The sequence below is a fragment of the Bradyrhizobium sp. USDA 3262 genome (assembly GCF_054060035.1).
Window position 1 is genome coordinate 5623909 of sequence record NZ_JBSSCT010000001.1, and the last position, 13780, is coordinate 5637688.

At 65.4% G+C, this 13780-nt stretch carries 11 protein-coding genes and 1 pseudogene; 7 read left to right on the forward strand and 5 right to left on the reverse strand.

Annotated features, from left to right (window positions below):
- From tmk to ACVWYP_RS26340, 5 genes are all read left to right on the forward strand, one after another.
- Nucleotides 1–687, forward strand: a complete 687-nt coding sequence (gene tmk / locus ACVWYP_RS26320; protein WP_028340651.1) for a dTMP kinase — start codon at nucleotides 1–3, stop codon at nucleotides 685–687.
- On the forward strand, nucleotides 684–1724 hold the full coding sequence (locus ACVWYP_RS26325) for a DNA polymerase III subunit delta' (RefSeq protein WP_304495408.1): 1041 nt from the start codon (nucleotides 684–686) through the stop codon (nucleotides 1722–1724). Before tmk ends, ACVWYP_RS26325 begins: the two co-directional genes overlap by 4 nt.
- Before the next feature lie 104 nt (nucleotides 1725–1828).
- Nucleotides 1829–3808, forward strand: coding sequence for a methionine--tRNA ligase (gene metG / locus ACVWYP_RS26330; RefSeq protein ID WP_304495409.1), 1980 nt, complete (start codon nucleotides 1829–1831; stop codon nucleotides 3806–3808).
- A 14-nt stretch (nucleotides 3809–3822) separates the two neighbouring features.
- Nucleotides 3823–4614 carry a TatD family hydrolase gene (locus ACVWYP_RS26335; RefSeq protein WP_304500306.1) on the forward strand — a complete coding sequence of 264 codons (792 nt, stop codon included), beginning with the start codon at nucleotides 3823–3825 and terminating at the stop codon, nucleotides 4612–4614.
- Nucleotides 4611–5417 (forward strand): MBL fold metallo-hydrolase, encoded by an 807-nt coding sequence (locus tag ACVWYP_RS26340; RefSeq protein WP_304495410.1) that lies wholly within the window; start codon nucleotides 4611–4613, stop codon nucleotides 5415–5417. Before ACVWYP_RS26335 ends, ACVWYP_RS26340 begins: the two co-directional genes overlap by 4 nt.
- A 4-nt stretch (nucleotides 5418–5421) precedes the next feature.
- Here the strand turns inward: ACVWYP_RS26340 and ACVWYP_RS26345 are convergent.
- The 5 genes and pseudogenes from ACVWYP_RS26345 to ACVWYP_RS26365 all read right to left on the reverse strand — a co-directional run bounded on the left by ACVWYP_RS26345 (nucleotide 5422) and on the right by ACVWYP_RS26365 (nucleotide 11618).
- Nucleotides 5422–7072, reverse strand: a pseudogene (locus ACVWYP_RS26345) (acyl-CoA synthetase).
- A 25-nt stretch (nucleotides 7073–7097) separates the two neighbouring features.
- A complete protein-coding gene (locus ACVWYP_RS26350; protein ID WP_304495412.1) occupies nucleotides 7098–8984 on the reverse strand; it encodes a TRAP transporter large permease in 1887 nt (628 codons plus the stop codon).
- Nucleotides 8985–9006: 22 nt separating this feature from the next.
- Nucleotides 9007–10026 carry a TRAP transporter substrate-binding protein gene (locus ACVWYP_RS26355; RefSeq protein WP_018271684.1) on the reverse strand — a complete coding sequence of 340 codons (1020 nt, stop codon included), beginning with the start codon at nucleotides 10024–10026 and terminating at the stop codon, nucleotides 9007–9009.
- Between the two features lie 678 nt (nucleotides 10027–10704).
- A complete protein-coding gene (locus tag ACVWYP_RS26360) occupies nucleotides 10705–11313 on the reverse strand; it encodes a cysteine hydrolase (RefSeq protein WP_304495413.1) in 609 nt (202 codons plus the stop codon).
- A gap of 101 nt (nucleotides 11314–11414) precedes the next feature.
- A complete protein-coding gene (locus tag ACVWYP_RS26365; RefSeq protein WP_028344049.1) occupies nucleotides 11415–11618 on the reverse strand; it encodes a CsbD family protein in 204 nt (67 codons plus the stop codon).
- Between the two features lie 233 nt (nucleotides 11619–11851).
- On the opposite strand from ACVWYP_RS26365, the gene ACVWYP_RS26370 reads away from it, so the two are divergent.
- Both ACVWYP_RS26370 and ACVWYP_RS26375 read left to right on the forward strand, forming a co-directional pair.
- Nucleotides 11852–12340 carry a YciE/YciF ferroxidase family protein gene (locus tag ACVWYP_RS26370; RefSeq protein WP_028344048.1) on the forward strand — a complete coding sequence of 163 codons (489 nt, stop codon included), beginning with the start codon at nucleotides 11852–11854 and terminating at the stop codon, nucleotides 12338–12340.
- Between the two features lie 87 nt (nucleotides 12341–12427).
- On the forward strand, nucleotides 12428–13675 hold the full coding sequence (locus ACVWYP_RS26375; protein ID WP_304495414.1) for a DUF763 domain-containing protein: 1248 nt from the start codon (nucleotides 12428–12430) through the stop codon (nucleotides 13673–13675).
- Nucleotides 13676–13780 lie beyond the last annotated feature (105 nt).

Below are 13780 nucleotides of genomic sequence, written 5' to 3' on the forward strand. Positions count from 1 at the left end.
ATGGCGGAAGCAGCAGTCCAACGGCCGAGCTTGCGCGGTCGCTTCATCACCTTTGAGGGCGGCGAGGGGTCGGGGAAATCGACCCAGATCCGCAAGCTTGCCGAACGGCTCGATGCCGCCAAGCTGCGCGCGATCGTGACCCGCGAGCCGGGCGGCTCGCCGGGGGCGGAAATCATCCGTCACCTCGTGCTGTCAGGGATGGGCAAGCTGCTGGGGCCGGAGGCCGAGACGCTGCTGTTTGCCGCTGCGCGCGACGATCATGTCCGCACCGTGATCCTGCCGGCGCTCAATCAGGGCATCTGGGTGCTGTGCGACCGCTTCTTCGATTCCACGCGGGCCTATCAGGGCCAGCTCGGGCAGGTGTCGCCCGAACTCGTCAACGCCATGCAGCGCGTGACCATCGGTGATCTCAAGCCCGATCTGACCTTCATCCTCGATGTGCCCGTCGAGGTCGGATTGCAACGCGCCGCTGCGCGACGCGGTGACGCCACCGCCGATCGCTTCGAAGCCGAAGGCATCAAGTTCCATCAGGATTTGCGTGACGCATACCGCCGGATCGCGGCCGAAGATCCGGAGCGCTGCGTGCTGATCGACGCCACGGCCGATCCGGATACGGTCACGGCCAGGATATGGGCCGCGCTGCGCGAGCATCTGCGCGCAGCGCTCACGGCGGACAATCCTGCATGAGCGCGCGCAAGGTCGAACAGGAGAGCGCCGCCCGCCATCCGCGCGAAACGCCGGATTTGTTCGGGCATCGTGAGGCGGAGACCGCCTTGCTCGATGCCTATCGCAGCGGACGAATTCCGCACGCGTGGCTGATCGGCGGTGCGCAGGGCATCGGCAAGGCGACGCTGGCCTACCGCATGGCGCGGTTCGTGCTGGCGTTTCGCAATCCGAAATCGTCCCAGGTTCAGGCGGCGCCGACGCTGCGGGTCGATCCATCAGATCCGGTGGCACGCCAGATCACGGCGGGCGCCCATGGCGGGCTCCTTGTGCTTGAGCGCGGCCTCAACGATCGCGGCGTGATGCGGACCGTCATCACCGTCGACGAGACGCGCGAGACCATCTCGTTCTTCGGCTCGACCGCAGCGGTCGACGGCTGGCGCGTCTGCATCGTCGATACCGTCGACGAGCTCAATCCCAACGCCGCGAACGCGCTGCTGAAGATCCTCGAGGAGCCGCCGCAGCAATCGCTGTTCCTCCTGGTCAGCCACGCACCGTCACGGGTGCTGCCGACCATCCTGTCCCGTTGCCGCAAGTTGCTGCTGCGGCCGCTGGAGACGAGCGACGTGGTGCGCGCGGCCGCGGCCGCAACCGATATCGAAGCCGACGATCCGGCGCTACTGGAAGCCGCCGCAGCATCCGAAGGCAGCGTCGGGCGGGCGCTGTCGCTGCTCGGCGGCGATGCGCTGAAACTGCAGCAACGCACGGCCGCGCTGCTCGCGACGCTTCCGAGCGTCGATCCGCGCGAGCTGCATGCGCTGGGCGAAGCGCTCGGCACCAGCGACCGCGTCGCGCTCGCCGCTTTCATCGACGGCATCGATCGCTGGATGAGCGAGCGCATGCGCACGGGCGACGCCAATGCCAATCTGCCGCGCCTTGCACGGCTGGCGGAGGTATGGGAAAAGATCGTCCGCGCCGCGCGCGATACCGAAGCCTACAATCTGGAGCGCAAGCCGCTGGTTTTCTCGGTGTTTTCGATGCTCGCGGACGCGACCCGATAGACGCCAAGTCTGCAAACAATCTGGCTGAAAACGCATCTGCCTGAAAACATATCTGTCTGACTAAACTCCCGACAATCTCGTTTCGATCTGCAAAGGATTCCGTGGTGGCGACCGCTAAGAAGAAATCGTCGAAAAAAGCCAAGAAGACGAAGAAGGCATCGCCCGCTCGCGCGACCGGCAAAGCCACGGCGAAATCGCGCGCCGCCAAGAAGGCTGGGCGCGTCGCCAAGAAAGCGAAGAAGGCCGCCAAGGCCAAAACGGGAGCCAAGGGCGCCAGGAAATCGGCGGCGAAGAAGGTCGTGAAAAAGGCCGTCAAGAAAGCCGCGAAGAAGACGGCCAAGAGCACGGCCAAGAAGACTGCTGCGAAGGCCACCAAGGCTCGTCCGAAGAAGGCAGCCGTCGCACCGGCGGCAACGAAGCCCGCTCTGCCGATGGCTCCCGTTGCCGAGAAGGCGCCGAGACCGGCAAAGCCTCGCGCGCCGAAGCAGCCCAAACCCGCAGCGGCGGCTCCTGCGGCCGCATCCATCCCGGTCCCCGCCGCGGACCGCGGCAACATCTATTACATCACGACCGCGATCGCTTATCCGAATGGCCAGCCTCATATCGGCCACGCCTATGAGGCGATCGCGACCGATGCGCTGGCGCGCTTCCAGCGGCTCGACGGCAAGGACGTGTTCTTCCTGACCGGCACCGACGAGCACGGACAGAAGATGATCCAGACCGCGGCCGGTGAGGGGATGACGCCGCACGATCTTGCGACCCGCAACGCTGCCCGCTTCAAGGAGATGGACGAGCGGCTCAACGTCTCGTTCGACCGCTTCATCCGCACCTCGGAGCCTGCGCACCACAAGTCCGTGCAGGAGATCTGGCGGCGCATGCAGGACAATGGCGACATCTACATCGACGCCTATGCCGGCTGGTACTCGGTACGTGACGAGGCCTATTACGCCGAGGATGAGACCACAGTCGGCGAGGACAATGTCCGCCGCGGCCCGCAGGGCACGCCGGTCGAGTGGGTTGAGGAGAAGAGCTATTTCTTCAAGCTCTCGGCCTACCAGGACAAGCTCTTGCACCTCTATGAGAGCCAGCCCGATTTCATCGGCCCGGATTCGCGTCGCAACGAGGTGATGAGTTTCGTGCGCGGCGGGCTCAAGGACCTCTCGATCTCGCGCACGACGTTCGACTGGGGCGTCAAGGTCCCGGAGGATCCCGAGCACGTGATGTATGTCTGGGTCGACGCGCTGACCAACTACATCACCGGCGTCGGCTATCCCGATGAGAGCGACAAGCATTGGCGCTACTGGCCGGCCGACGTCCACATCATCGGCAAGGACATCATCCGCTTCCACGCCGTGTACTGGCCGGCCTTCCTGATGTCGGCAGGCATTCCCGTGCAGAAGCGGGTCTATGCGCACGGCTTCCTGTTCAACAGGGGCGAGAAGATGTCGAAGTCGGTCGGCAATGTGGTCGACCCCTTCAATCTCGCCGAGCAGTACGGCGTCGACCAGATGCGTTACTTCTTCCTGCGCGAAGTGCCGTTCGGCCAGGACGGCAACTACAATCACGAGGCCATCGTCGCGCGCATCAACGCCGACCTCGCCAATGATTTCGGCAATCTGGCGCAGCGTTCATTGTCGATGATCGCCAAGCAACTCGGCGGCGTGCTGCCGGAGCCCGGCGAATTCAGCGACAACGACAAGGCGATTCTGGCGCAGGCCGACGCCATGCTGGAGACGTCGCGGACCGCGATGGCGACGCAGCAGATCCATCAATGGCTCAACACGGTCTGGGCCGTGGTCGCCGAGGCCAACCGCTATTTTGCCGGCGAGGCGCCGTGGGCGCTGGCGAAGACTGATCCCGCGCGCCAGAAGACGGTGCTGTATGTCACCGCCGAGGTCGTGCGCCAGATCGCGATCATGGCGCAGGCCGTGATGCCGGAGTCCTGCGGCAAGATGCTCGACAGCCTCGGTATAGCTGCTGACGCCCGCGGCTTTGCCGCGGTCGCCGAGCGCATCAAGCCGGGCACCGTCCTGCCGGCGCCTGTTGGCGTGTTCCCGCGCTATGTGGAACCGAAGACCGAGTGAGCGGTTCGAAATTCATGCTGGTCGACAGTCACTGCCATCTGGATTTCCCTGATTTCGCCGACGATCTCGACGGGATCGTCGGGCGTGCCGAAGCGGCCGGCATCGGCCGCATGGTCACGATCTCGACCCGGGTGAGGCGGCTCGGCGGCCTGCTCGCGATCACCGAGCGCTTTCCCGACGTCTACTGCTCGGTCGGCACCCATCCGCATCATGCCGATGAAGAGGACGGCATCCCGGCCAGCGAACTGATCGAGCTGACGAAGCATCCGAAGGTCGTGGCGCTCGGCGAGGCGGGGCTCGACTATTTCTACGAGCACGGTTCGCGCGAGGCCCAGGAGCGCGGCTTTCGCGCGCACATCGCCGCCGCCCGCGAAACGGGGCTGCCGCTGGTCATCCATACCAGGGAGGCCGACGAGGATTGCGGTCGCATCCTGGAGGATGAAGTCGCGAAGGGCGCGTTCAAGGCCGTCCTGCACTGCTACACCGGCGGCCGCGAGCTCGCGATGAAGGCGATCGCGCTTGGGCTGTCGATCTCGTTCACGGGCATCCTGACCTTCAAGAAGTCGGACGCGCTGCGCGCGCTGGCCGCCGAGCTGCCGGCCGACCGCATCATGGTCGAGACCGACGCGCCGTATCTTGCGCCCGGCAAATTCCGCGGCAAGCGCAACGAGCCGTCCTATGTCGTCGAGGTCGCCAAGGTGCTCGCGGAAACGCGCGGCGTCTCCCTGGAGGAGATCTCGCGGCAGACCACCGAAAACTTCTTCCGGCTGTTCTCCAAGGTGCCGGCGCCGAAGGTTGCCGCATGACGCTGACACTGACTATTCTGGGCTGCGGCTCGTCCGCCGGCGTGCCGCGCCCGGCACTCGGCTGGGGCGCCTGCGACCCCGGCAATCCCAAGAATCGCCGCCGCCGCTGCTCGATCATGGCCGAGCGCACCATGGAGCACGGCACCACGCGGGTCGTGATCGACACCTCGCCCGATCTGCGTGAGCAGCTGATCGACAGCAATGTCGAGCACATCGACGCGGTGTTCCTGACGCATGAGCATGCCGACCAGACCCACGGCATCGACGATTTGCGTTCGGTCGTGCTGCATCAGCGCCGCCGCATCCCGGTCTACTTCAACCAGTCGACCGCCAAGGACATGATGGCGCGGTTCTCCTATTGCTTCATCGCGCCGGAAGGCAGCGACTATCCGCCGATCCTGACGCGACATTCGATCGAGGCCGGCGAGAGCCACACGGTCCAGGGGAAGGGCGGCCCGCTGAAGCTCGGGGCCTTCCTGGTGCAGCATGGCAAGATCCCGGCGCTCGGCTACCGCGTTGGCGGCGCCGCCTACACGCCCGATCTGCACGACATCCCCCAGGAGAGCTGGCCGGCGCTCGAAGGTCTCGATCTCTGGATCGTCGACGGCTTGCGTTATGCGCAGCATCCCAGCCATTTCAGTGTTGCGGACGCGCTGTCGTGGATCGAGCGCTTCAAGCCGAAGCGCGCGGTCATCACCAACATGCATTCCGACCTCGACTACGAGGTGCTGCGGCAGAGCCTGCCGGCCGGCGTCATCCCGGCCTATGACGGCATGCGGTTGACGCTCGATCGGGCTGGCTGACGGCTCAGGCCGAGATCGCCTTGGCCGATCCGACCTGGTTGCGCAGCAGGAATTTCTGGATCTTGCCGGTCGAGGTCTTCGGGATCACGCCGAACACCACGGCTTTCGGCGTCTTGAACCCCGACATGTGCTCGCGGCAATAGGCGATGATCTCGGCCTCGGTCGCCTTGGCGCCGTCCTTCAGCTCGATGAAGGCGCAGGGCACTTCACCCCATTTCGGGTCGGGCTTTGCCACGACGGCCGCAAACAGCACGGCCGGGTGCTTGTAGAGGATGTCCTCGACCTCGACGGAGGAGACGTTCTCGCCGCCGGAGATGATGATGTCCTTGGAACGGTCCTTGATGATGACGTAACCGTGCTCGTCGAGCACGCCGAGATCGCCGGTGTGAAACCAGCCGCCGGCAAAGGCTTCCTGCGTCGCCGTCGCGTTCTTCAGATAGCCCTTCATCACGATGTTGCCGCGGAACATGACCTCGCCGATGGTCTCGCCGTCGCGCGGCACCTCGCGCATGGTCTCGGGATCGAGCACCGTGACGCCTTCCTGCAGCGGATAGGACACGCCCTGACGCCGCTTCAGCTGCGCGCGCGCGTCAGCCGACAGCTCGTCCCAGCCCGGCTGCTCGGCGCAGACCGAGGCGGGGCCATAGACCTCGGTCAGCCCGTAGACGTGGGTCAGCTTGATGCCGATGCGCTCGCCACCCTCAAGCACCGCAACCGGCGGCGCCGCGCCGGCGATCAGGCCGACGACGGGCTTTGCCTTGCCGCTCTTCGGCGCATCGGGCGCGTTGATCAGCGTGTTGTAGACGATCGGCGCACCGCACATGTGGGTGACGCCGTGCCTGGGGATCAGCTCGAAGATCTTGGCCGGATCGACCTTGCGCAAGCAGACATTGACGCCGGCGGTCGCCGCGATCGTCCAGGGGAAGCACCAGCCGTTGCAATGAAACATCGGCAGCGTCCAGAGATAGACCGGATGCTGGCCGAGATTGCCGGCGAGGATGTTGCTGACGGCGTTGAGATAGGCGCCGCGGTGATGGGTCACGACGCCCTTGGGATTGCCCGTCGTGCCCGACGTATAGCTCAGCGCGATCGCATCCCATTCGTCGGCCGGCGGCCGTTCCACGAAAGCAGGATCGCCGGCTGTGACCGCCGCCTCGTACTCGATCTCGCCGACCCGCTTGCCGCCGCTGAAGGCCGCGTCATCGACGTCGATCACGAACGGCTTTGCGCCCGTCATCAGGGTCAAGGCTTCCGCGATCACGCCGGAGAATTCGGGATCGACCAGGATGATCCTGGCGCCGCCATGCTCGAGCTGGAACGCGATCGACGCCGCGTCGAGGCGGATGTTGAGTGCGTTGAGCACCGCGCCGGTCATCGGCACCGCGAAGTGCAGTTCGTTCATCGCCGGGATGTTCGGCAGCATCGCCGCGACCGTGTCGCCATGGCCGATGCCACGGCCCGCGAGATAGGACGCAAAGCGCCTGCAGCGTTCGTAGGTCTGTTTCCAGGTGAAGCTGCGGTCCTCATAGACCGCGCTGATGTGGTCGGGATAGACGGCGGCCGAGCGCGCCAGGAAGCTCAGCGGCGAGAGCGGCACGTAGTTGGGCCGGCGTCTTGTCCAACCCGATCGAGTACTGGTTTTGAGCTGCACTCATGGCTCTATCCCATCCGCAAGGTGCTTTACAGGAAACCGATCGATATCCAGGGGAAGATGGCGACGATGATCAGGCCGATCAACAGCGCCAGCATGTAACCCCAGATCGGCCGGATACCCTCGGCCGGATCGACGCGCCCGATGGCGCAGGCGGCATAATAGCCGACCCCGAACGGCGGCGCGAACAGGCCGATGCCCATCGCCAGGATGATGATCATGGCGTAGTGCACCTCGTGGACGCCGACCTGGTGCGCAATCGGAAACAGCAGCGGCCCGAACAGCACGATGGCCGGGATGCCTTCGAGCACGCTGCCGAGGATCACGAAGGCCAGGATCGAGACCGCGATGAAGGTCGCCGAACCGCCGGGCAGCCCGGTCATTGCCGCCGCCAGCGCCCGCGAGAAGCCGGACTGGGTCAGGCCCCAGGCCATGCCGGTCGCGGTGCCGATGATGAACAGGATCGCCCCCGACAGGCACGCGGTGTCGATCAGCATCGGCAACAGCCGCCGCCAGTTGAACTTGCGGTAGATCAACAGGCCGATGACGAAGGCGTAGACGATGCCGATCGTCGAGACTTCGGTTGCGGTGGCGATGCCTTCGACCACGGCGTAGCGGATCACGAAGGGCAGGGCCAATGCGGGCAGGGCGAACACGAACGCCTTGCCGATCTCGCTGCCGGTGGCGCGCTGGACGTGGCTGCGGTCTTCGCCGCGGTAGCGCCACCACACCAGCCCCGACAGCGTGATCGCCAGCACCACGCCCGGCAGCAGGCCGCCGGTGAACAGCGCCGAGATCGAGACGCCGGTCACCGAGCCGATCGTGATCAGCACGAGGCTCGGCGGAATGGTCTCGGTCTGCGCGCCGGTGGCGGCGAGCAGGGCGACCAGATCGCCCGGCTTGGCGCCGCGCTGCTTCATTTCCGGGAATAGCACGGGCGCGACCGCGGCCATGTCGGCGGCCTTCGATCCGGAGATGCCGGAAACCAGATACATGGCGCCGACCAGCACGTAATGCAGGCCGCCGCGGACATGGCCGAGCAGGCTCGCCAGGAACGCCACCATGGCCCGCGCCATGCCGGTCATCTCGATCAGGAGGCCGAGGAAGACGAACAGCGGCACCGACAGCAGGATCAGATGGCTCATGCCCTCGTCCATCCGACCGACCAGCACCATCAGCGGCGTTCGGGTGGTCAGCGCCAGATAGCCGAAGATCGCCATGCCGAAGGCAAAGCCGATCGGCACGCCGGCGAACACGCAGAAGCCAACCACGCCGACGAAGAAGATGATCAGGTTGAGGTTGCCGAGCGGCCGCAGCATCGGCTGCGCCAGCCAGAACGCGCCGATCAGCGCAGCCACGGTCAGCGCGGCCAGCAGGAAGGTCCTGAACTCGCCGACCCGGGCCAGCCGCAGCAGCGCGAACAGCGCCATCAGGCAGGTGCCGACCGGCAGCGCCGCCGCGCGCCAGGTGTTGGAGATCTGCAGCGCCGGCGTCGTGATGAAGCTTTCCTCGTAGGCGTATTCATAGGCCGGCCGCACGATCAGGATCAGGAACGCCAGCGCGGCGCAGGTCGCGACGACGTCGAGATAGCCCCAGAGCCGCGGTCCCGCGCTTGCGACCAGCGCCGTCATCCGCATGTGCTCGCCGCGACGGAATGCCACGGCCGAGCCCAGCATCGCAAGCCACAGGAACAGGATCGACGCCAGTTCGTCGGACCAGATCAGCGGCGCATGCAGCACGTAGCGCGACACCACGCCGGCGAACAGGATCACGACCTCGGCGACGACAAGGATCGCCGCCGGGATTTCGACCAGCATCCCGAGCGCCGCATCGATGGAACCGAGAACGGAGCGGCGGCGAGGGGGCTGCGACGCCGCCTCGCCGGCCACGGCCGGCGTCATCTCGACATGAGCCATGGCAAGCCTCCTGCTTGATCGATCAGGACAGTTTGCCGACGGACTTCTCGAGCAGATCCCAGGCCTTCTCGCCGTACTTGCCCTTCCACTCGGCGTAGAAGCCGGCGGCGCGCAGCTTGTCGCGGAACGGCCCGACCTCGGGCTGGTTGAAGACGAGGCCCTTGCCCGTGAGCTCCTGCTTCACGGTGGCGTTCAGCTTCTCGGTATCCTCACGCTCCTTGACGGCCGCCGCGTTGACGTTCTTGGCGACGATGGTCTTGATATCGTCCGGCAGCGCCGCCCAGGCTCTGCGGTTCATCAGGAACCAGAAGCCGTCCCACATGTGGTTGGTCATCGAGCAGTATTTCTGCACCTCGTAGAGCTTCGCCGCCGAGATCAGCGCCAGCGGGTTCTCCTGGCCCTCGACGATCTTGGTCTGCAGCGCCGAATAGACCTCGCTGAAATTGATCGAGGCGGGCGATGCATCGAACGCCTTGAACATCGAGGTCCACAGCGGCGACACCGGCACGCGGATCTTGAAGCCCTTGAGGTCGTCGGGACCGGTGATCGGCTTGGTCGACGACGTGGTCTGGCGGAAGCCGTTGTCCCAGATCTTCTCCATGACCTCGAGGCCGGCCTTGTTGATCTCGCCGCGCACATAGGCGCCGAGCTCGCCGTCCATGGCCTTCCAGACCGTGGGATAGTCCGGGAATGCGAAGCCGATGCCGTTGATCGAGGCGGCCGGCACCAGGGTTGCCAGGATCAGACCGGACAGCGTGAAGAACTCGACGCCGCCGGAGCGCACCTGGCTCAGCATGTCGGTATCGGAACCGAGCTGGCTGTTCGGGAACACCTGCAGGTCAAACCGGCCGTTGGTCTCGGTCTTGATCGCCGCGGCCATCTCCCGGGCGCGCGCCACGAACGGATGCGACTCCGGCAGGTTGTTGGCGAACTTGTAAGAGAACTCGGCCGACTGGGCGCGCGCGACATACGGCGCGCCAATCCCGCCGAGGACGGCGGAAGCGGCGGAAACCTTCAGCAGCGTGCGTCGTGAAAAGCTCATTGGTTGCTCCCTCAAGAGGCTTGTTGTTGTTCTGAGATGCCATCCTATACGGACCTGATGCCGCGGGGTCACCAGCGATCTCTGCACAGCTGGGGCTTATTGCAGCGTCCGTACGCGGCGGCAATATCGGCTTTCAGACGAGATGCGCGCGCGTGGATCGCTGCGGCATCGGCACGGGCCGGACGACCGGCTTGGGCGCATCAGCACAGACGCCAACTTGCGGACCATTGCGAAGATTTCCCACTAAATATCTGATCTAATTGTACATATAAATATTCCATAATATACCTTATGCGAATTACGGATATGGGCCTAGCCACGATCGCCGGCAGCTATCCCATTGCTCCGCTCACCGTCTCGCAGATTGACGGCCCAAGTCCTACCTTCCAGCCGTCGAGCGATGAGCCGTATCAGCCAGGCACGCTCCGGGCTCGCTAGATTGGCGCGCGCGCTTGGTTTGCTCGGCATCACCATGATTGCGTCGGCCGCCCGCCGAGGCATCAGCCGGTCGTAGCTGGACCAAGCCGCGATCGTGCTGCGTCCAAGCGCGCAATTGCCGACCGCGGTACCCCTGACCGGCTGCCTCGCAGCTACGCATCGCCAGCGTCAGCTCAGTACCAGGAAGCCGGTATTGCCACCCCTGCTCCGACCAGTACCTCGCATCGGCGCGTTATCGCTTCAGTCGTCGAGGGTCCACATCCGGAGGATATCGGCCGTGGCTGCCACCTCGATTTGGATACTGAAGCGTTCGGCATAGAGCTGCAGCAGCGCGTCATGGCTGTGATCGGAAGAGCTGCACAGCGCATCCTCGGCCACGATCACCCGATAGCCGATATCGATCGCGGCCAGCACGGTGGCGAGCACGCACACGTCGGTCTCGCCGCCCGACACGATGGTCGTATCGATCGCATGCGCATCTAGATGAGCTTGCAGGCGCCCGTTGCCGAACGCGTTGTAGGTCGGCCGGTCGGCGATGGCGGCCGGCGGCACACAGGCGGCGAGCGCCGGCACGAGCTCGATCAACTCCGGATCGAGCCGCTCACGGGTCACGCATTCCCATTTCTCGTAATAGGCCCGCCAAATCCCTCGCGCGTCGTGCTTCGAGCGCGGCGGGATAAAGCGGGTGAATACGGTACGTTCAGGCGCATGCTGCGCCAGCTCGACGATGCATGGCAGCACACGGTCCATCCAGGGCGTCGCCCAGGGCGCCCCCGGCTCGAACAGTCGCTGCATGTCGATGCAAAGGTGGGCCGCGCGCGGACCCGGCGGGCTGAGAAGCTGTCCCATCGCTCACTCCTGCGCGCGCCGACCGCATGCCGTCACACGCAGGGTCAGCCGCCCAAGCCGCAAAAGGCCCCGCCGAAGCGGGGCCCGGAACGTGGTCCTGTTCACCATTTCTGGCGGCCATACCAGTCGTTCACTTCCTTGGCGGCTTGATCCTTGGCATAGCCGTAGCGCTGCTGCAGACGGCCCTCGAGCTGCTCCTGCTTGCCGTCGATCACATCGAGATCGTCATCGGTGAGCTTGCCCCACTGCTCCTTGACCTTACCCTTGACCTGCTTCCAGTTGCCTTCGACACGATTCCAATCCATCGCGGTTCTCCCTTGAACGATGAGACCGACCAACGGGCCGGCCGAGGCTTCGTTCCGAAGCCGCGTTGCGGCAAGACTTCGCAATCCAGACTTCGCAATCCGACCAAGGTCCATCGTGACGCGCTTGAATGGCGACAACCGGGAATGCGCTTTGCCGCGCATCAAGGATAGGAACTTGCTTTTCGCACTCGTGTTGGCACTCCGGACTATTCACCCAACACACGGAGCGACCAATGCCGGACAAGGATCTCAGCGCCCTCTTCCTCGATACTCTCAAGGACATTTACTACGCGGAAAAGCAGATCCTGAAGGCGTTGCCGCGGATGGCCAAGGCCGCCGAGTCCGACGACCTGCGCGCGGCCTTCGAGAAGCATCATGACGAGACCGAAGGACAAATCGAGCGGCTCGAGCAGATCTTCGACCTGATGGGCAAGCCGGCGCGCGGCAAGAAGTGCGACGCCATCGAGGGGATCATCGACGAGGGCAAGGAGATCATGGAGGAGTATGCCGACACGCCGGCGCTCGACGCGGGCCTGCTCTCGGCAGCCCAGGCGGTCGAGCATTACGAGATCGCCCGCTACGGCACCTTGAAGGCGTGGGCCAACCGCCTCAGCATGAAGGATGCGGTCAAGCTCATCGACCAGACCCTGGCCGAGGAAAAGAAGACGGATGAAGCGCTCACCAAGCTCGCCGTCAGCGGCATCAACGCCGAAGCCGCCTGACGAGACGCGCGATGAAGCGACGTCCGCTTTGTACACACGTTCGCATTTGCTGGTAGATTGGACGCCGATTCAGCATCTGGGAGCCCGATGGCCCGACGCACCGGCAGCGCCGATCTTCCGCTCCATGGCGGCCGCGTGCCGCCATGGCTGGCGGCGCGCATGGCGACGCTGGGCGGCATCATCACCCAGGCCATCGTCCACCATCACGGCCGCGATGCCTTTTTGCAGCGACTGTCGCATCCATTCTGGTTCCAGTCGTTCGGCGCCGTGATGGGCATGGACTGGCACTCGTCCGGCATCACCACCAGCGTCATCGGTGCGCTGAAGCGAGGTCTGGCGCCGCTGCAAGGCGAGCTCGGAATCCACGTCTGCGGCGGGCGCGGCAAGCATTCGCGCCGCACGCCCGATGAACTGTCCGCCCTCGGCGACCGCGTCGGATTCGACGGTGCCGCCCTGACCCGCGCGAGCCGGCTGGTGGCCAAGGTCGACAGCGCCGCGGTGCAGGACGGATTCGAGCTCTACCTGCACGGTTTCTTCGTCACCGACGACGGCAAATGGACCGTCGTCCAGCAAGGCATGAACGGCGACAAGCGGCAGGCCCGCCGCTATCACTGGCACTCCGAGGGCCTGCGCAGCTTCGTCGACGAGCCGCACAGCGCGATCGACGGGCCGACGCAGGGCGAGATCGTCAATCTCACCGACCACCGCGCCGAAGGCTCACGCCAGGCGCAGCTCGATCTGCTCGCCGCGCTCGGCCCGGACGGCATCACGCGCGAATATGCCGAGCTGACGCAGAGCGCGACCGCGCAGCCGGACCTCCTGCACCTGATCATGCCCGCGCATCACGACGTGCGCTCGAGCGACGTGTTCGTGCGCCGCCTGCACGGCACCTTGGCCGCGGCTGCCGATCGCGGGCCGCTGGATTTTCCCGAACTGCTGCTGACGCCCGGCGTCGGCGCCCGCACGGTGCAGTCGCTCGCGATGGTCGCCGAAGTCGTTCATGGGACGCCCTACCGCTTCCGCGATCCGGCACGCTTCTCGCTCGCCCATGGCGGCAAGGACCGTCACCCCTTCCCGGTGCCGATCAAGGTCTATGACGAGACCATCCGCGTGCTGAAGTCGGCCGTGCAGCAGGCAAAGCTCGGCCGCGACGAGGAGATGCAGGCCTTGAAGCGGCTCGACGATCAGGCCCGCAGGCTGGAACGAACCGCCACCGGCCCCTCCTTCGAGGCGTTTGTCGCGAACGCGCGGGCCCGTTCTCCTGCGCTCGACGGCCGCTCGGTGTTCGGCTGGGAAGCCGACCTTGCCGAGCGCAACGGGATCACCAAGCCTTAAAGCGAGGGCTGATCCACCGCTCGATCCATCGTCAGGTCCTACGAGGCGGCCACCGAGAACGGCGAGTAGCACCACGGCCGGCCCAGCGCCTACGCTTCATTCCCG

Bases quoted from the DNA above. Each gene is read 5' to 3' on its own strand.
- tmk (WP_028340651.1), top strand. From the start codon at position 1: ATGGCGGAAGCAGCAGTCCAACGGCCGAGCTTGCGCGGTCGCTTCATC.
- ACVWYP_RS26325 (WP_304495408.1), top strand. From the start codon at position 684: ATGAGCGCGCGCAAGGTCGAACAGGAGAGCGCCGCCCGCCATCCGCGC.
- ACVWYP_RS26335 (WP_304500306.1), top strand. From the start codon at position 3,823: ATGCTGGTCGACAGTCACTGCCATCTGGATTTCCCTGATTTCGCCGAC.
- ACVWYP_RS26340 (WP_304495410.1), top strand. From the start codon at position 4,611: ATGACGCTGACACTGACTATTCTGGGCTGCGGCTCGTCCGCCGGCGTG.
- ACVWYP_RS26350 (WP_304495412.1), bottom strand. From the start codon at position 8,984: ATGGCTCATGTCGAGATGACGCCGGCCGTGGCCGGCGAGGCGGCGTCG.
- ACVWYP_RS26355 (WP_018271684.1), bottom strand. From the start codon at position 10,026: ATGAGCTTTTCACGACGCACGCTGCTGAAGGTTTCCGCCGCTTCCGCC.
- ACVWYP_RS26360 (WP_304495413.1), bottom strand. From the start codon at position 11,313: ATGGGACAGCTTCTCAGCCCGCCGGGTCCGCGCGCGGCCCACCTTTGC.
- ACVWYP_RS26365 (WP_028344049.1), bottom strand. From the start codon at position 11,618: ATGGATTGGAATCGTGTCGAAGGCAACTGGAAGCAGGTCAAGGGTAAG.
- ACVWYP_RS26370 (WP_028344048.1), top strand. From the start codon at position 11,852: ATGCCGGACAAGGATCTCAGCGCCCTCTTCCTCGATACTCTCAAGGAC.
- ACVWYP_RS26375 (WP_304495414.1), top strand. From the start codon at position 12,428: ATGGCCCGACGCACCGGCAGCGCCGATCTTCCGCTCCATGGCGGCCGC.